At 59.9% G+C, this 15,354-nt stretch carries 19 protein-coding genes; 6 read left to right on the top strand and 13 right to left on the bottom strand.

All coding sequences use genetic code 11. The features are described 5' to 3' along the window. Positions 1 to 98: 98 nt before the first annotated feature. From HUS57_RS13755 to sppA, 8 genes are all read right to left on the bottom strand, one after another. Complete coding sequence (locus HUS57_RS13755; protein ID WP_173934472.1) at positions 99 to 518, bottom strand: helix-turn-helix domain-containing protein; 420 nt, start codon at positions 516 to 518, stop codon at positions 99 to 101. Positions 519 to 647: 129 nt separating this feature from the next. After that, positions 648 to 2,183 carry an apolipoprotein N-acyltransferase gene (gene lnt, locus HUS57_RS13750; RefSeq protein ID WP_173934471.1) on the bottom strand — a complete coding sequence of 512 codons (1,536 nt, stop codon included), beginning with the start codon at positions 2,181 to 2,183 and terminating at the stop codon, positions 648 to 650. A 79-nt stretch (positions 2,184 to 2,262) separates the two neighbouring features. Further along, entirely contained in the window at positions 2,263 to 2,760 is a 498-nt protein-coding gene (gene lspA / locus HUS57_RS13745) for a signal peptidase II (protein WP_173934470.1), read from the bottom strand. Then, positions 2,757 to 3,611, bottom strand: coding sequence for an RNA methyltransferase (locus HUS57_RS13740; RefSeq protein ID WP_173934469.1), 855 nt, complete (start codon positions 3,609 to 3,611; stop codon positions 2,757 to 2,759). Before HUS57_RS13740 ends, lspA begins: the two co-directional genes overlap by 4 nt. Further along, positions 3,608 to 4,618 carry a class I SAM-dependent methyltransferase gene (locus tag HUS57_RS13735; protein ID WP_173934468.1) on the bottom strand — a complete coding sequence of 337 codons (1,011 nt, stop codon included), beginning with the start codon at positions 4,616 to 4,618 and terminating at the stop codon, positions 3,608 to 3,610. Before HUS57_RS13735 ends, HUS57_RS13740 begins: the two co-directional genes overlap by 4 nt. A gap of 91 nt (positions 4,619 to 4,709) precedes the next feature. Beyond that, a complete protein-coding gene (locus HUS57_RS13730; RefSeq protein ID WP_173934467.1) occupies positions 4,710 to 5,030 on the bottom strand; it encodes a LapA family protein in 321 nt (106 codons plus the stop codon). A gap of 22 nt (positions 5,031 to 5,052) precedes the next feature. After that, positions 5,053 to 5,337, bottom strand: a complete 285-nt coding sequence (locus tag HUS57_RS13725) for an integration host factor subunit beta (RefSeq protein WP_173934466.1) — start codon at positions 5,335 to 5,337, stop codon at positions 5,053 to 5,055. A 55-nt stretch (positions 5,338 to 5,392) separates the two neighbouring features. After that, positions 5,393 to 6,361 carry a signal peptide peptidase SppA gene (gene sppA / locus HUS57_RS13720; protein ID WP_173934465.1) on the bottom strand — a complete coding sequence of 323 codons (969 nt, stop codon included), beginning with the start codon at positions 6,359 to 6,361 and terminating at the stop codon, positions 5,393 to 5,395. A gap of 269 nt (positions 6,362 to 6,630) precedes the next feature. Between sppA and lptC the strand changes: the two genes are divergently transcribed. From lptC to ptsN, 6 genes are all read left to right on the top strand, one after another. After that, positions 6,631 to 7,317 (top strand): LPS export ABC transporter periplasmic protein LptC, encoded by a 687-nt coding sequence (lptC, locus tag HUS57_RS13715; protein ID WP_173934464.1) that lies wholly within the window; start codon positions 6,631 to 6,633, stop codon positions 7,315 to 7,317. Positions 7,318 to 7,325: 8 nt separating this feature from the next. Further along, entirely contained in the window at positions 7,326 to 7,868 is a 543-nt protein-coding gene (locus tag HUS57_RS13710) for an LptA/OstA family protein (protein WP_173934463.1), read from the top strand. Between the two features lie 35 nt (positions 7,869 to 7,903). Then, entirely contained in the window at positions 7,904 to 8,668 is a 765-nt protein-coding gene (gene lptB, locus HUS57_RS13705) for an LPS export ABC transporter ATP-binding protein (RefSeq protein WP_246727934.1), read from the top strand. A gap of 602 nt (positions 8,669 to 9,270) precedes the next feature. Further along, positions 9,271 to 10,764: an RNA polymerase factor sigma-54 gene (gene rpoN, locus HUS57_RS13700; protein WP_173934462.1), complete on the top strand. Its 1,494-nt coding sequence runs from the start codon at positions 9,271 to 9,273 to the stop codon at positions 10,762 to 10,764. A gap of 234 nt (positions 10,765 to 10,998) precedes the next feature. Then, positions 10,999 to 11,574, top strand: coding sequence for a ribosome-associated translation inhibitor RaiA (raiA, locus tag HUS57_RS13695; RefSeq protein WP_173934461.1), 576 nt, complete (start codon positions 10,999 to 11,001; stop codon positions 11,572 to 11,574). 62 nt (positions 11,575 to 11,636) lie between these two features. Continuing rightward, entirely contained in the window at positions 11,637 to 12,101 is a 465-nt protein-coding gene (ptsN, locus tag HUS57_RS13690; protein WP_173934460.1) for a PTS IIA-like nitrogen regulatory protein PtsN, read from the top strand. A 122-nt stretch (positions 12,102 to 12,223) separates the two neighbouring features. Here ptsN and HUS57_RS13685 read toward each other — a convergent pair whose 3' ends face one another. From HUS57_RS13685 to HUS57_RS13665, 5 genes are all read right to left on the bottom strand, one after another. Further along, on the bottom strand, positions 12,224 to 12,481 hold the full coding sequence (locus HUS57_RS13685) for a DUF1150 family protein (RefSeq protein ID WP_173934459.1): 258 nt from the start codon (positions 12,479 to 12,481) through the stop codon (positions 12,224 to 12,226). A 91-nt stretch (positions 12,482 to 12,572) separates the two neighbouring features. Then, positions 12,573 to 12,998, bottom strand: a complete 426-nt coding sequence (locus HUS57_RS13680; RefSeq protein WP_173934458.1) for an Hsp20 family protein — start codon at positions 12,996 to 12,998, stop codon at positions 12,573 to 12,575. A gap of 139 nt (positions 12,999 to 13,137) precedes the next feature. Further along, the gene (gene hemW, locus HUS57_RS13675) at positions 13,138 to 14,298 is read right to left on the bottom strand and encodes a radical SAM family heme chaperone HemW (RefSeq protein ID WP_173935198.1); all 1,161 of its coding nucleotides are present in this window, start codon (positions 14,296 to 14,298) and stop codon (positions 13,138 to 13,140) included. Next, positions 14,298 to 14,939 (bottom strand): RdgB/HAM1 family non-canonical purine NTP pyrophosphatase, encoded by a 642-nt coding sequence (gene rdgB, locus HUS57_RS13670; RefSeq protein ID WP_173934457.1) that lies wholly within the window; start codon positions 14,937 to 14,939, stop codon positions 14,298 to 14,300. The genes hemW and rdgB overlap by 1 nt, the downstream gene beginning before the upstream one ends. Beyond that, positions 14,936 to 15,349 (bottom strand): VOC family protein, encoded by a 414-nt coding sequence (locus HUS57_RS13665; protein ID WP_173934456.1) that lies wholly within the window; start codon positions 15,347 to 15,349, stop codon positions 14,936 to 14,938. The genes rdgB and HUS57_RS13665 overlap by 4 nt, the downstream gene beginning before the upstream one ends. Positions 15,350 to 15,354 lie beyond the last annotated feature (5 nt).

Raw genomic sequence — 15,354 nt, 5'->3', positions numbered from 1 at the left:
GGGTAACCCCTCTGAGAAAACGCTGGCACAAAGTGCCAGCAAAGGCGGGCACCTTGTTAGCCAATCATTACAGAACCGGTCAAGAAGTTATGCCGATGTTACTCCGGCACAGCAGGCTCGGCCGCAAGTGCCTTCACAAGATCGAGAACCCTGCGTCGCACCTTGGGATCGCTGATTTTCACGAAGGCACGGTTGAGCTGAATACCTTCGGAACTGCTCAGAAAGTCGGTTACAAAAGTTGCGTTGTCTTCCCCAAAGCCAGAGATGGCTCCGTTGCCTGCCCCATCCGGCGCGCCATCAAAAAAGAACGAGACGGGCGCGTTGAGAATTGACGCGATGGCCTGAAGCCGGCTTGCACCGACCCGGTTGGTTCCTTTTTCGTATTTCTGGATTTGTTGGAAAGTGATGCCCAGGCTTTCGCCCAGCTTTTCCTGGCTGACGCCAAGCATGTTGCGACGGAGCCGGATTCGACTCCCCACGTGCACATCGATTGGGTTTGGTTTCTTCTTGTTAGTCATGTATCCCTCGCCGCTGGGACAAACTAATAATATAAACCGACGAGGTCACGCCCCCCTGAATGCCAGGCTAATCCTCAGCTTTGGCGCGAGCAGTCGGCGTAACCTTATGCGTAGGACATGCTGCGGATGTCAATTCCGTCTGACACAAATGCGCGACCTAACCATAATTAATAACGCAAACAGTCCAAAGACTCCACAAAACACCAGTCCTGCAGGGACAATACTCCGGTTCCAAAGCACATTGCTCTTGGTGAGGGGCAAGGAGACGTCCAAGTAACCACGCACGTTATTTGCAAGCCCGGCCAGAATTCGGCCGCGCGCATCTATGGCTGCCGAAAAGCCGTCTGGAAAGGCGACCACTATCGGCAATCCAGCTTCGAGGGCGCGCAATTGTGCCTGGCGAAGATGCTGCTTGGCGCCGGCGGCCGTAGCCGGTTGGAGTGCCGGATTGACGATGATGTCTACTGATTGATGAACCGACTCGGCAATTCCGGGGCTGGCCACTTCTGTCCCGATGAGCGGCAGAAGAGTCATCCCCTCTGCAAGGGATAAAGGGCGCCGCGCCGCGCCAGGCCGAAAGCCTTTGCCGGGCGGCAGCGCCGAATCTTGAGAAGTGCCGAAATTTAGGAAGGAGCCATCAATGGCAGGAGGAAGCCTCACCTTGTCGCTTGCGTCGATGATTCCCTTTCCGGTAATGGCCACGACCGAATTGTAGAAGTGTCCTTCATCATCCTTGCGCAGCGCGCCCGTGATCAGGGTTCGTTGCGAACCGGCAAGTGCGGCCAGGGTTGAGAGAAGGTCTGGACGGTCAGCAAGCACAAAGGGAATAGCTAGTTCCGGCCAGATCAGCAGCGCAGTGGGCCTGCCGTTTTCTGAAGGCGGTGCTGTCGAAAGGTCGAGATAAGCTCGGAAGAGTTCGTCGAAATCCGCCTGCGCGCCGGAAGCCGGCTGGACGATCCGCACGTTTACTACATCTGAGGGAGCTGGAGTGCCTGCCAAACGGTAGTATCCGTAGCCGGCCTGTATCGCGACAAGGATGCAGGCAAGCGCAAAGCCAGCCGTCACCTGCGTTCGGGTGCCCAAAAGGGCGGGTACGGAAGAAACGAAAACGGCAAGCGCGCTTACACCGGCAATGCCGATCAGTTCCGTGAGTTGCATGAGCACGGGTACAGGCATTGCCGCGTAGCCGACGACGTTCCACGCAGAGCCGATGGGAACAAAGGAACGCAGCCATTCCGCAAGACCGAAGCCGAATGCCAGGGCTGCGATGCGACCAACGCCATCGCTCCATAGAGAGCGGGCAACCAGGGTCGCAGCTCCGTAAAAAAGTGCAAGCAGGGCTGGCACAGCGACGGTGGCGAGCAGAACGGCCCAGATGCTTTCCGTCGTAATCCTGAAAGGAATGCCAATCCACCAGGCAGATGCAAGAAAGTAGCCGAAGCCGAACCACCAGCCGGCAGAGAAAGCCGGCAGAAACCGCGCGAAAGGGCCGCCCGTATCTGGCTGTCCGTCCAGCAGCCAGACGAGTACGGGAAAGGCGAGGAAAAAGGCGGCGGGAAAATCGAGTGGCGGCAGGGCAAGGCTCGCTCCCGCGCCGGCGAGAAATGCCGCGCCGCGTCGAGGCCATCCCCACAGCAAAATGAACCGCCCTGCCAGATCCTCCATCGATCCCCGCCAGAAAGAATCAGCGTCCAAGACTTAACAGCCGCGTTGCCCGCCGCAAATGGCTCACGGGCGCGCGGCGCTATCCCGTCTTTCCGGAACGCTCGTACCTGCCGCGGAACCAGTTCAGCACTTCTTGCAGGATGACAAGCCCCGCACCCACCGTGATGAAGGCATCGGCAAGGTTGAAGACGGCAAACGACCAGGATGGCGTGTGAAACCACACATAGTCCACGACATAGCCGCGCACCACGCGGTCGATCAGGTTTCCGAGTGCGCCGCCGATGATGAGCACGAAACCGAAGCGGGCAAAATGCTGGTTTTCATTCGTGCGCATGGCGATGATCGCAATAAAGATCACGATACCGATTGACAGAAGGCTGAGCCATAAACCGCTGACTGTCGAGAAAAGCGAGAAGGCCACCCCGGTATTGCGCGAGTGCAGGAGTGCAAGAAAGGGAAGGAGATCGACTTTTTCATACAGCGTAAGATTGTTCTCAACCAGATATTTGATCGCCTGATCGAGCAGCACGGACAGGCTCAGCACGGCGCCGTAGCCCAAGATCCGGGACTTCTTCATCGCATGGCCTCTGCTTCTGCCGGCAAAGCCGTGCGGCGGATTTCATAAAGCATGACACCTGTGGCCACCGCGAGATTGAGCGAATCGGCGCGGCCTGCCTGCGGAATGCGCACCAGCCGGTCGCAGGCTTCCGCCAACCTGTCGGGCAGGCCCTGCTGTTCGTTGCCCATCAGAAGCAGGATTGGCCCCGCCCTGTAGTCGACGGACCGGTAATCAACCGAACCGGCAAGATGCGTGCCCACCACCAGACCGGGAAAATCGCGCCGCCAGGCAAGGAATGACTCTTCATCGGCACGGGCGAGCGGCACGGCAAAGAGCGAGCCCATGGTGGCGCGCACCGTCTCGATGGAAAAGGGGTCGGTGCATTCGCCAACGAGGATCACGCCCTTCGCGCCCACCGCATCCACGGTGCGGATGATTGTTCCCAGATTGCCGGGATCCCGTACGCGGTCGAGCGCCACCCAGACATCATCCTTTGCAGGACGAGTGTCCTTGAGAGAATGGTAGCGCTGGGCGAAAATGCCCATCACCATCTGCGGATTGTCGCGGCGCGTAATGGCCGAAAGCACCTTCTGGCTGACTTCAAGCACCAGTGCGCCTGCCGCTACCGCCCGCGCCGCTACCTTCTCCACCTTGGCATTGCCGCGGGCCGTCTTGGCATAGACGAAGGTTCGTATCGTCCAGCCGGCATCCAGCGCGTCGATGACGAGCTTCAGCCCCTCCGCCATGAAGGCCCGCTCGCGGTCACGGTACTTCTTCAGGGCCAGCGCCTTGATTTCCTTGACGAGCGGATTGGTAAGGCTTGTAACCTCCCTCACCCGTCCGGGCACACGCCTTTTGCTTTCATTCATCGTGCCACCCAGCGAGCAAACAGCGAGGTGGAAAGCGCCCTGCCGGCGGATTTTTCCCGAATGACAAGCTCCCCCGATTCCACCCGGCCGCCCATGCCGGCAAAGATGTCGCGCATCAGCGTATGGATGGAGAAAAAGGAGGCGCGGATCGAATAGGCCGTCAACACCACCGCGAGGGGCCGGGGTGAAAGAATCGCGCGGCAGGTCTCGGCAAGGTGGGGCAGATGCTCGAAAAGCTGCCAGACCTCTCCCTTCGGCCCCCGTCCGTAGGCGGGCGGATCGAGCAGGATGATATCGTATGCGTTCCCGCGCCGCACCTCGCGCTCGGCAAATTTCATGGCGTCCTCGCAGATCCAGCGGATCGGCCGTTCGGAAAGGCCCGCGACTTCCTGATTCTCGCGCGCCCAGGCAATTGCCTTCTTGGAGGCATCGACATGGGTGACGTGAGCGCCCGCGCGCGCCGCCACCAGTGAGGCAAGGCCCGTATAGCCGAAAAGATTAAGCACCTTGACCGGCCGTCGGGCCGCCGTGATCAATCCTTCCATATGGTCCCAATGGGTCGCCTGTTCCGGGAAAACGCCGACATGGCGAAAGGAGGTGAAGCGGCCAAGGTAATCGAGCCCGTCATGACGCATTGGCCACGTCTCGCCGAGCGGCGCTCTTGGAAAGCGCCACCTCCCCATGCCTTCCTCGTCCGTGTCTCCGGTGAAGACCGCATCCGCCTTGGCCCATTCCTCCTCATCAAGGACGGGGAGCCAGATCGCCTGCTTTTCCGGCCGGATGATCCGGTAGGGGCCATATTGCTCCAGCTTGCGCATCCCCCCCGAATCAAGAAGCGCGTAATTCTGGTTGGGCAGGACTTCCAGGATAAGTGGCAGCTTCTCGTCGGGTAGGGGCCCGCTTCGCGGCGCGGAATGGCGGGCCGCCGAGCCGACCGACCCTTGCCTCCCGGCGCTACGCTGATGGCGGTTTTTCTCCCGCAAGGAACTGGGCTGCCTCTCGATCATTCGAACGCACCGCTTTTGTCATAGCGGTCCAGCCTGCGCAACATGCCGGACCGATTCTCTCAACGTCTTCGCCTGATCTTTTATTCCTGTGTCAGACGCCGGATGGAGGGGCAAGGGCGGCGCGGGACCGTTCCTCGGTGGCGGGAAGCGTCTTCGCCTCCCGCACCCGTTCGCGGGCTATGCGACGGTAGCGCCCCTGCCTGAACCAGGTGACCACGCCGCCGATGATCACTCCTAGAATGAGGGCGATAAAGAGAAAGACGAAGAGCGGAAGTTCCACGGTAAGCGCTGGATTTCCCGGATTGAACGGGTCGATCGTAAACGGAACCGCTGCCCGGTTCGCCACGGCAAGTGCAATCAGGATGATCGCCAATGGCAGAATGATGATGACGGCGACAATGCGTTGCAGCATGAGCTGTATCCCTTTCGGACCGTTACTTGTCCGCATTCAGCCGCTCGCGCAACTCCTTGCCGGTCTTGAAAAAGGGAACCCACTTTTCTTCCACGTGAACGGCCTCGCCGGTGCGGGGATTGCGGCCCGTCCGGGCCGGGCGGTGCTTCACGGAGAATGCGCCAAAGCCGCGCAACTCAACGCGATTGCCCGCCGCAAGCGCCTCCGTGATCTCGTCGAAGATGGCGTTCACGATATTCTCCACGTCCCGCAGGAACAGATGCGGATTGCGGTTGGCAATGGTCTGCACGAGCTCAGACTTGATCATGGCTTTCTTCCGCCGCTTTGACGCTCCAGATATTCCCCTGAAAACATTCTTTTTTTCATTCCGGCAAGCCGACTTTTTCAGGTTGCCAGAGTGACAGAAGGCCGTCAAGGAAGATGCGATCCACCCCGAGAAGGCGAACCAGATCGTTTTGTCGCGACAATCCTATATACTCGGCCAGAGAAGTAGCAAAGCCCGGCAGCAAAGGGAAACCGCCGGATTCCCGGGGCTTCCACTCGACGATTTCAAGATCCTCGCTCACGCCCTGCTTGTTCAGCCAAGCCCGGGCCTCATGCTCGCCGCCGAGCGCATCGACAAGCTTCAGCTCCACTGCCTGGCGTCCGGTGAAGATCGAGCCGTCCGAAAGCGAGAGCGCTTCGGCCCGCGTCAGGGGCCTGCGTTCCGCGATAATGTCGACGAACCAGTTGTAGCTGTCGAGAAGCATTGCCCGTAGCATCTGGCGCTCTTCGTCGGTGGTGGGATTGAAGGGCGAAGGCTCTGCCTTCAGCGGCGAGGATTTCACCTCCTCTACCTTCACGCCGATCTTGTTCAAAAGCTCCGTGATTTCCGGAAACTGAATGATGACGCCGATCGAGCCGACAATCGAGGTCTGGCGCGCTACGATGTGGTCAGTCGCATTGGCGACCAGATAGGCGGCGGAGGCCGCCAGCGTCCCAATCTGTGCTGCCACCGGCTTCTCCGCTGCCAGCCTGCGAACCGCCTCATAGACCGCCTCCCCGCCGGCCGTGGTTCCCCCAGGGGAATTGATTGTGACGATCACTCCCGCGGCCGTCTTCGACTTGCGGAGGTTTTCAAGGACTTCTAGCAGTCGCTCATCCTCGGTGATCGTGCCTTCGATCCGCACCCGGGCGATATGTTCGGACGAAAGACCGAGCCTGTCCGCCATCAGCCAGCGGACCGATGCCGCAAGCGCCAGGGCGAGGACAATAAACGCTGCCGCCCGCCAGAACGTCAATTTGCGCCTGAGTCGACGGCGGTCGACCAGGTCATCGGCTCGCGTGGACATGACTGGCCTCGTTCCTGCTTTTCTCGCTTAAAGTTTATGAATCCGTGATACTCTTGTCTTTTAAACAAAGCTGCGCATATGAGCTACTTGGTCACAGCCTGCGCTTAAGTGAAGCCACTGGCCTGGCCATGTCTGGATGCGCAAAATGGCCATATTACGGTGCGAAGGCAGCGCCGGCAGGCAGGACAGGCTTAGCTGGATGGCGCGAAGGCGTATGAGGTCCTGTCGCTTACAATGACTGCGCTGGAGCCTCTCCCACGTTTGGAGCAATGATGTATGGTGCAATGAGGGATGAGGGCGGCAGCCATACCGGCGCGCACGCGATCCGTCGAAGTGAGCGCGGAGCAGAGGCTTTCCTAAGCGCTGCGCGTCATTCACAACGTGTTCGCAAGCTGAAATTCATCCTGCCGGCGGTCGCCATCACCATCGCCGGAATCTTCTTCGCCTATTCGCTGATCGTATCGAAAGGCGCAGGTCCTGTGCAGCTTGATTCGGCCTCTTTCGAGGACGGGGACCTTGTCATACACAATCCATCGCTCGACGGCTTCACAAGCCGGAATCTGCCCTATCAATTGACGGCTGCGCGCGCCCGGCAGGCCATTGGCTCGGCCACTGGAGCGATAGCCCTTGAGAAGATCGAGGCGACGCTGCCGATCGATGAGAAAAACCGGGCGACGATCATTGCGGGAGCCGGCACCTATGACCGAGAGAACGACCGGGTGCTTCTCTCCGATTCCATTACCTTGCGAACCACTTCGGGTATTGTGGCGCAGTTGCAGTCGGCGCACGTGGATATACTATCACAGGATCTCAGTACCGACAGGCCTGTCGAAATCCAGATGGATGGCATGAGGGTGCGCGCTGACAGTTTTCACGCAAAGGATGGCGGGCGCAGACTGGTTTTCGAGAATCGGGTGAAAGTAGAGCTTGACCCGGCACGGCTGAGGAAGGAGTAGGAGGGGGAATGACGAGGGGTCGAAGCATACTGGTTGCAGCGGGGCTTTTGCTGCTGGCAAGCGCGTCACTGGCGCAGGAAGGCCGCCGGTTCGACGGTCTCAATCTTTCCAACGATGAGCCTATCCAGATCGAGAGCGACCGCTTCGAGGTCGATGAAAACCAACACCTGGCGACCTTTTCGGGCAATGTTTCCGTGATACAGGGGCCTACCATCTTCAAGGCGTCCCGCATGAAGGTGTTCTATCGGTCCAATGGAGGTTCCGCCACAACCGGCAGCGCAGATATCGAACGCTTGGAGGCCGATGGCGGTGTGTACGTGAAATCGGAAAACCAGGTGGCGACGGGCGATCACGGCACTTTTGACATGGCAACGGAGGTTCTCGTACTTTCCGGCAAGGAGGTCGTGCTCTCCGAAGGTGAGAATGTGATTGTGGGCTGCAAGCTGACGGTCCAGATAAAGTCAGGCCAGGCGACGCTTGAAAGCTGTGAGGAGGCCGGCTCCACGGGTCGCGTCCGCATGCTTCTGTCGCCGGGATCGCAGAGCCGGTAGCAGCCTTGTCCATCCTCAAGCGCCTCAGGGGCGACATAGCAGCAGAAAAGGGGTCGGCTACGAACCCTGACCGCTTCAAGGGGACGCTTATTGCCCGTGGCCTATCCAAATCCTACAAGAACCGGCAGGTGGTAAGCGGGGTCTCGCTAGGCGTGCGCGCCGGAGAGGCCGTCGGCCTTCTCGGCCCCAATGGAGCGGGCAAGACGACTTGCTTCTACATGGTCACCGGGCTCATCCCGGTCGATCAGGGTTCAATCCATATTGACGGCTACGATGTAACCTCCATGCCGATGTACCGCCGAGCTCGGCTCGGGATCGGCTATCTGCCGCAAGAAGCTTCCATCTTCCGCGGGTTGACAGTGGAAAACAATATCCGCGCCATCCTGGAAATGGTGGAGAAAAGCCGCAAGGAGCGGGAGCGGACCTTGGACGCGCTCTTGGAGGAGTTCCATATCAGCCATTTGCGGAAATCGCCGGCCATCGCGCTTTCAGGCGGCGAAAGGCGTCGGCTGGAGATTGCCCGAGCACTGGCAAGCCGACCCAACTTCATGCTGCTCGACGAGCCCTTCGCGGGCGTCGACCCGATTGCGGTGACCGATATCCAGCAACTCGTCCGGCATCTCACCGCGCGCGGGATCGGCGTTTTGATCACCGACCACAACGTGCGCGAAACGCTCGGCCTTATCGATCGCGCCTATATCATCCATGCCGGGCAAGTGCTTACCCATGGCAGGCCGCAGGACATCGTTGGCAATGCCGACGTGCGCAGGCTCTATCTCGGCGAAGGCTTTACGCTCTAGAGCAACGGCCATTTAATAGGACGCGTGTTGGTACGAGCTGAGTGGCGACCCACGTGCCGAAAGCCACACGGTTTGCGTTTTCCAATGACCGGAGGGGGTTGGCCAGGAGCCTTGTGCCGCTAGCTGCTGCCGCGCAGCCGCGCCATTTTGGTGTTGAAGTCGATCGTCGACAAAGACCATACGATGGGTTCTAACCGCATCCTCGGCTGGCGCAGATTGTTCCACAACACTGTCCGATCCGAACCGCCGCGCGCGTCTTCCGGCGCGATCAGGGCTTACTTTTATGTGCAGCCGCCGCGAGAACCGGGGCAAATTGGCCGGATTGCCCGCATATCATGCTTCGCCGCCAGCCGATCTGCCAGTTCGACATGTTAATATCCGGCTGGCCCCCAACGCGCTGATGACAAAAGCTTCGAAAGCGAAAGCCGGAAGCCCGGCGGCCGTCCTTGATGCGGTGGCTGTCGTCCCTGGAAACTCCACACGCTGCATCAGCTTGATCGCAAAGCTCATTTCTTCCGGCTCTTTTCCTTGACAAGCAAATACTGGGCCACTTCTATTCATCACGCACGGGGTGGCCGTGTTTTCGGGGGAGTTGAAGCGGTATGGCGTTGTCGCCGAAACTGCATTTGCGCCAGACGCAATCGCTCGTCATGACGCCGCAGCTTCTCCAGTCGATCCGGCTGCTGCAGCTCGGTCAGGCTGAACTTGACCGCTTCATAGCCGAGGAAATCGAGCGCAACCCGCTGCTTGAGCGACAGGACCCTGCCGAAGAAGCGCTGAAGGATGCGGAGGCGGCGGGCAATCTGGATGAGTCCGGCTACTCTGCGCAGGCGATAGCGGAACAACTGGACACCTCCCTGGAAAATGTTTTCCCGGACGATCCGGGACGGTGGGACCCGATCGGCCCGGATCTTTCCGCTCAATGGCGCTCGGTCCGCGGCATAGGCAACGTTGGCGCCGCCGCGGTTGACGGCTGGACGCCCGAAATGTCTGCTGCCGCTCCGGTTACGCTGCGCGATCATTTGCAGGACCAGATCGCTATTGCCTGCCTCGAAGCGGCTATGCGCCCTCTGGTCGATGAATTGGTGGGGGAGCTGGACGACGCCGGGTATTTCATCGGCAGCATAGAGGAAATCGCCGAACGTACTGGCGCCGGCCAAGCGATGGTCCGCAGGGCGCTCCAAATCTGCCAGACATTTGACCCGCCCGGGCTTTTCGCACGGGATCTGTCCGAATGTCTGGCGCTGCAGCTTGCAGCACGCGATCGGCTGGACCCGGCCATGCGAGCTTTGCTTTCCCGTCTCGACCTCCTCGCAAAGCGTGATTTCCGGGCGCTGAGGAAGCTTTGCGGCGTGGGCGAGGAGGACCTCGCCCACATGCTTGCCGAGATCCGCACGCTCGATCCGAAGCCGGGCGCCGCGTTTTTTGCCGCGCCGGCACACCCGATCCGGCCGGATGTAATCGTGCGCCAGGCGGGCGATGGGAGTTGGGCGGTCGAACTCAACGCTGAGGCGTTGCCTCGCGTTCTGGTGGCTGAGAGCTACTTTGCCCAGGTCTCATCCCGCGCCAGCAAGCAGGAGAAGCTTTTCCTTTCAGAATGCCTTCAGAACGCCAATTGGCTGGCCCGCAGCCTCGATCAGCGCGCCCGGACTATTCTCAAGATCGCTTCTGAGATCGTGCGCCAGCAGGATGCCTTTCTCGCTCATGGCATCCACCACCTGCGGCCGCTGAAGCTCAAGACGGTAGCCGATGCGGTAAGCATGCACGAATCGACCGTCAGCCGCGTTACCGCCAACAAATATATGATGACGCCTCGCGGCACCTTTGAAATGCGTTATTTCTTTACTACCGCCATCGCTGCGGCGGATGGAGGGGAGGCGCATTCTGCCGAAGCTGTTCGCGAGCGCATCCGCGGCCTGATCGAGACGGAAAGCGCCGAGGAGGTTCTATCGGACGACGCTATCGTTAGCCTGCTGCGCAAGGAGGGCATTGGTCTTGCCCGAAGAACCGTTGCCAAATATCGCGAAAGCATGAATATTCCCTCCTCAGTGCAACGACGCAGGGAGAAGAAGGCGCTTGCCGGAGCCTGTGCATAGCAAAACATTCAATTCCACTACCTGCGATTGACAAGCGCGAGCGAAGTCACTAGAAGCCCGCCCGCATGAGACAGCAGCTTCGGCGATCGGCGTCTTCCGCCCGCATTAGGCGAAACTTTATGAACTTCTACAGCCGGGGTGCCATCCTTCTGCGTACAGGGTACATTGTACGCGCGAGTCATGTGTATAACTCCCCAATGGCAATGATATTCTGACCAGGAAAGGTCGTTCTCCATGAGCCTCCGCATTTCTGGCAAGCATATGGACATAGGCGATGCCTTTCGTTCGCGCATTGACGGTCGAATCCGTGACGCGATCGCGAAATATTTTGATGGCGGCTTTTCCGGACGCGTAACGGTGGAAAAGACGCGTGGACGTTTTTCAGCGGACTGCTCCCTCCATCTGGATACCGGCGCCGTATTGCAAGCTGCCGGGGAGGCGCATGATGCGCAGCTGGCCTTTGATGCGGCCGCCGAACGCATTGAGAAAAGACTGCGTCGATACAAGCGTAAGTTGAAATCCCATGCTCCGGTCCAGAACACGGACGGAGCTGGGGAAATTGCTTACCGCGTGATGGCGCATTCGAACGAGGACGAGGAGGTGCCGGAGGATTTCGCGCCGGCCGTGGTGGCAGAAACACGTATGCCGCTTCGAGCCATGTCCGTCGCTTCCGCTGTCATCGAACTCGACATGAAAGACAGCCCCGTATTCGTATTCCGGAATGCCGGAAGCAATGAGGTCAACATCGTCTATAGACGCCCGGACGGCAATATAGGCTGGATCGATCCTTCGGCGGCCTCCGGCAGCTAAGCTGGTTTCCCAGCTAACTGGTTGCTGGGCGAGGGATGTGGCCGAAGCAGAGGATGCACATAATGGATCTTAGCGATCTGATCGAGGTTTCGGCGATCCTGCCGGCCTTGAAGGCAAATTCCAAGAAGCAGGTCTTGCAACTGGTAGCGGAGAAAGCCGCAGAAATCACGAGCCTGCCCGAGCGCGAGATTTTCGACACCATTTTGCAGCGTGAGCGGTTGGGTTCCACCGGGGTTGGCAACGGGATTGCCATTCCCCATGGCAAATTGCCGGGCATCAAGGAGATCACGGGCGTCTTCGCAAGGCTTGAAGCACCTGTCGAATTCGACGCGCTGGATGACCTGCCGGTCGATCTGGTATTTCTGCTTCTGGCGCCGGAAGGGGCGGGCGCCGACCACCTCAAGGCGCTGTCCCGGATTGCTCGGGTTCTGCGCGACTCCGAGACGACGGCGAAGATTCGTGGCACCGACGACGCCGCGGCCATCCATACCTTCCTTGTCCAGGCACCAGCTTCTACGATCATCTGAGGCGAAAAGACAGATTAGGCGGAACGCGCGGACAAAAAAGGGCCGCTGAGATGCGGCCCATTCGCTTCAAGCTTCAGTTTCAGATCATGCGCCCTTAAGGTGCATTTTGGCGGCACACCGGCTCAGTGTAGGCTAACCGGCTGCAAATCGTTCTGGAACGCTCCCGCAAGTGCTGCATCACGCCCGTCTGCGAGCAGAATGGGCTGGCCATTCGCCGCGAAGAGCGCCCAAAGCTTCGTTCCGGGGGCCATATCGGGCACGCCGGGGAACTTTACCTTCAGCTCGGCGGCATCCATCTCGCGCATATAGGCAATAGCCCCTTCGCCAATATCGGCGAGCTGTTGGGGAGTCACCCTGATCCGGTTGTCGTTCTGGGTCATATTAGCCTCCTATCCTGCGGGCCGTCCTATCGACCAACCCGCTCAAGAGCTCAGTGGTTCCGACGAATTTCCACGGCATCTGCCTGTTGCCTCAGTCCTTCACCGAAATATTGATCTTCCTTACAAGCCGCTCTGGCTGGGGGCGGTCCAGGTCGATGGACAACAGACCGTTCCTGAGTTCCGCACCGAGAACCTGCATGCCATCGGCCAGCACGAAAACCCGCTGAAACTGCCGCGCGGCGATCCCACGGTGCAGATATTCGCGCTCGGTATCGTCCGTCTGGCGCCCTCTCACTACAAGCTGGTTTTCCTCAGTGATGACTTCCAGATCCTGTTCGGCGAAGCCTGCCACCGCCAGCGTGATTCGAAGCTGCTCCCCACGCCCATCGGCGTTGCGAAGGCGTTCAATGTTATACGGAGGATAGCTGTCGCCCGATTTCGCAATGCGCTCGAGCGTCTTCTCCATACTGTCGAACCCCAGCAGAAGCGGGTTCGAAAAGGGCGTCATGCGCGTCATGGTTCCTGTCCTCAACGAGCGACGTGGAAGGGCAAAAACCCCAGGAGGGCGTCTTTGCCGGCTCCCTTGATATGGTCGATAGAAAGAATGAATTCAAGAAGGTTGCAAAACGCCTTGCGGGGCCGGCCCCAAAGCATGGCTAGCGAGCAAGATCCGCAACCAGCGCGTCAAGAACCACCATGCCGGACGGGGTTGCGCGCAGGCGCGAATTGCCAACGGGTGCGACCAGCCCTTCCTCGCGCAGAACCGCCACCCGCTCAGGCGACAATGGATGGCCTGCAAGAGCCTCGTAGCGCTGAAGGTCGATGCCTTCGACAAGGCGCAAGCCCATCAGCAGGAATTCGTCTGCCTCTTCCGAGCGCGTCAGCAGCTCACCACCGGTCGCGCCCGTGCCTTTGGTCTCCACCAGCGCAAGCCACGTCTCCGGATGCTTCTCGGTGAAGGTAACAACACGGCGACCGTCTTCCAGGAACCGCCCGTGCGCGCCGGGGCCTACGCCAACATACTCGCCATAACGCCAGTAGATGAGGTTGTGCCGGCTTTCAGCGCCTCGTCGTGCATGATTGGAAATTTCATAGGCGGGCAGGCCGTGCCTTGACGTCACCTCTTGCGTTGCCTCGTAAAGATCGGCGGCAAGATCGGTATGCGGAAGCTGAAGCCGGCCCGCCTCGCGCAAGACGTAGAAGGGCGTACCTTCCTCGATCGTGAGTTGGTAAAGCGAAAGGTGGTCGGCAGCGTGGCCGATGGCTTCTTCCAGCTCTGAGCACCAGGCTTCCACAGTCTGGCCAGGCCGGGCATAGATAAGGTCAAAGGAGATGCGCGGGAAGATCGCGCGCGCGAGCCGAATGGCCCCCAGTGCCTCCTCCACATTGTGCAGCCGGCCGAGGAAGCGCAGGTCACGGTCGTTGAGCGCCTGCACCCCGAGCGAAACCCGATTGACGCCTGCGGCGCGATATCCGCGGAAGCGTTCCGCCTCCACCGAGGAGGGGTTGGCCTCAAGCGTGATCTCCACCCCGGGTGCGACCCGCCAGTTTGCGCCGATAGCGTCGAGGATGGCGCCAACCGTAGCCGGCTCCATGAGCGAGGGGGTGCCGCCGCCCAAAAAGATGCTCGAAACCGTACGCTGGCCGGTACGTTCCCGCATGGAGGCAATCTCGCGAGCGAAGGCAGCAACGAACCGTTTCTGATCGACCGGCTGGTGCCGCACATGGCTGTTGAAGTCGCAATATGGACACTTGGCCGCACAGAAGGGCCAGTGAACATATACGCCAAAGCCCGGCCCGCCGTCCGGCTGCTGCATCATGCCAGCCGCGCCTCCGCGAATTTTTTGAAAGCCCGGGCGCGATGCGAGAGCGCTTGTGCGTCTCCAGGTCTCCAGCCGTGCTTTTCCTCGCCCGTCATTTCACCGAAGGTTCTGTCGTGACCGTCCGGCTGAAAGATTGGATCGTAGCCGAAGCCGAGCGATCCACGCGGCGGCCAGACAAGACGGCCTTCCACCTCGCCGCGGTAGTATTCCGCTTCTCCATCGGGGAAACAGAGGCAGAGAACCGCCACGAAACGTGCGCGGCGCGCTTCGGGCGTCACCCCGCCTTTTTCCCGAAGGAGTGCTTCCACCTTCTCCATTGCCTGGCTGAAATCACGCTTCCCGTCCGGCAATGTCGCCCAGTCGGCTGAATAGACGCCGGGAGCACCACCGAGTGCGTCGGCGCACATTCCCGAATCGTCGGCGAGGGCTGGCAGGCCAGTCGCCTTCGCGGCCGTGAAAGCCTTGATATAAGCGTTCTCCTCGAACCGCGTACCTGTCTCTTCGGGCTCGTCCAGCCCGAGCTCGGCAGCAGAGCGGATCTGGTAACCGAAAGGCTCTAGAAGCTCGGCAAACTCGGCAAGCTTGCCCTTGTTGTGGCTTGCAAGAATGAATTTCCTGTCCGGTATGGGTCTCACTGCAGTCCCCAGATGCGTGGCTCCGCAAATTCCAGCGAATTGCCGAATGGATCACGAAAATAGATGGAGCGCCCTCCCTTCGGCCACTCGAAATCGGCCTCGATTTCTATATTCCGAGTTTCAAGCTTCCTTTTCCACATTTCGATCTCGGAGGCGGTGGCAGCGAAACATAGATGCCCTTCGCCGCGGCACCCATGGGGAGGCACGGGCAGGCGCGCTTCCGGTGCTGGTGGCACTTTCGTCGCTTGCGGGTCGAAAAGGAGCAGCACCATGTCACCGCAACGGAAGAATATGTGCCGCCCCTCGACACGAGCTATGCATTCAAGGCCCAGAACGTCGCCATAAAAACGCTCAGCCTCGTCGATATTGCTCACATAAAGCGCTGCTTCGAGTATTCCGGAGGGCCGCATTTCAG

This window comes from Chelativorans sp. Marseille-P2723 (assembly GCF_902809845.1).
Taxonomy (GTDB): Bacteria; Pseudomonadota; Alphaproteobacteria; order Rhizobiales; family Rhizobiaceae; genus Chelativorans.
Note: the sequence above shows the minus strand (reverse complement) of the source record. Positions and strands in the feature narration are given on the sequence as shown.

Excerpts from the sequence above, each read along its gene's own strand:
- raiA (WP_173934461.1), top strand. The coding sequence starts at position 10,999 with ATGAGCCTCCGCATTTCTGGCAAGCATATGGACATAGGCGATGCCTTT.
- HUS57_RS13740 (WP_173934469.1), bottom strand. The coding sequence starts at position 3,611 with ATGAATGAAAGCAAAAGGCGTGTGCCCGGACGGGTGAGGGAGGTTACA.
- lptC (WP_173934464.1), top strand. The coding sequence starts at position 6,631 with ATGATGTATGGTGCAATGAGGGATGAGGGCGGCAGCCATACCGGCGCG.
- HUS57_RS13680 (WP_173934458.1), bottom strand. The coding sequence starts at position 12,998 with ATGACGCGCATGACGCCCTTTTCGAACCCGCTTCTGCTGGGGTTCGAC.
- sppA (WP_173934465.1), bottom strand. The coding sequence starts at position 6,361 with ATGTCCACGCGAGCCGATGACCTGGTCGACCGCCGTCGACTCAGGCGC.
- HUS57_RS13755 (WP_173934472.1), bottom strand. The coding sequence starts at position 518 with ATGACTAACAAGAAGAAACCAAACCCAATCGATGTGCACGTGGGGAGT.
- HUS57_RS13730 (WP_173934467.1), bottom strand. The coding sequence starts at position 5,030 with ATGCTGCAACGCATTGTCGCCGTCATCATCATTCTGCCATTGGCGATC.
- HUS57_RS13725 (WP_173934466.1), bottom strand. The coding sequence starts at position 5,337 with ATGATCAAGTCTGAGCTCGTGCAGACCATTGCCAACCGCAATCCGCAT.
- lspA (WP_173934470.1), bottom strand. The coding sequence starts at position 2,760 with ATGAAGAAGTCCCGGATCTTGGGCTACGGCGCCGTGCTGAGCCTGTCC.
- ptsN (WP_173934460.1), top strand. The coding sequence starts at position 11,637 with ATGGATCTTAGCGATCTGATCGAGGTTTCGGCGATCCTGCCGGCCTTG.
- HUS57_RS13735 (WP_173934468.1), bottom strand. The coding sequence starts at position 4,618 with ATGATCGAGAGGCAGCCCAGTTCCTTGCGGGAGAAAAACCGCCATCAG.
- lnt (WP_173934471.1), bottom strand. The coding sequence starts at position 2,183 with ATGGAGGATCTGGCAGGGCGGTTCATTTTGCTGTGGGGATGGCCTCGA.
- hemW (WP_173935198.1), bottom strand. The coding sequence starts at position 14,298 with ATGCAGCAGCCGGACGGCGGGCCGGGCTTTGGCGTATATGTTCACTGG.
- HUS57_RS13665 (WP_173934456.1), bottom strand. The coding sequence starts at position 15,349 with ATGCGGCCCTCCGGAATACTCGAAGCAGCGCTTTATGTGAGCAATATC.
- HUS57_RS13710 (WP_173934463.1), top strand. The coding sequence starts at position 7,326 with ATGACGAGGGGTCGAAGCATACTGGTTGCAGCGGGGCTTTTGCTGCTG.
- rpoN (WP_173934462.1), top strand. The coding sequence starts at position 9,271 with ATGGCGTTGTCGCCGAAACTGCATTTGCGCCAGACGCAATCGCTCGTC.
- HUS57_RS13685 (WP_173934459.1), bottom strand. The coding sequence starts at position 12,481 with ATGACCCAGAACGACAACCGGATCAGGGTGACTCCCCAACAGCTCGCC.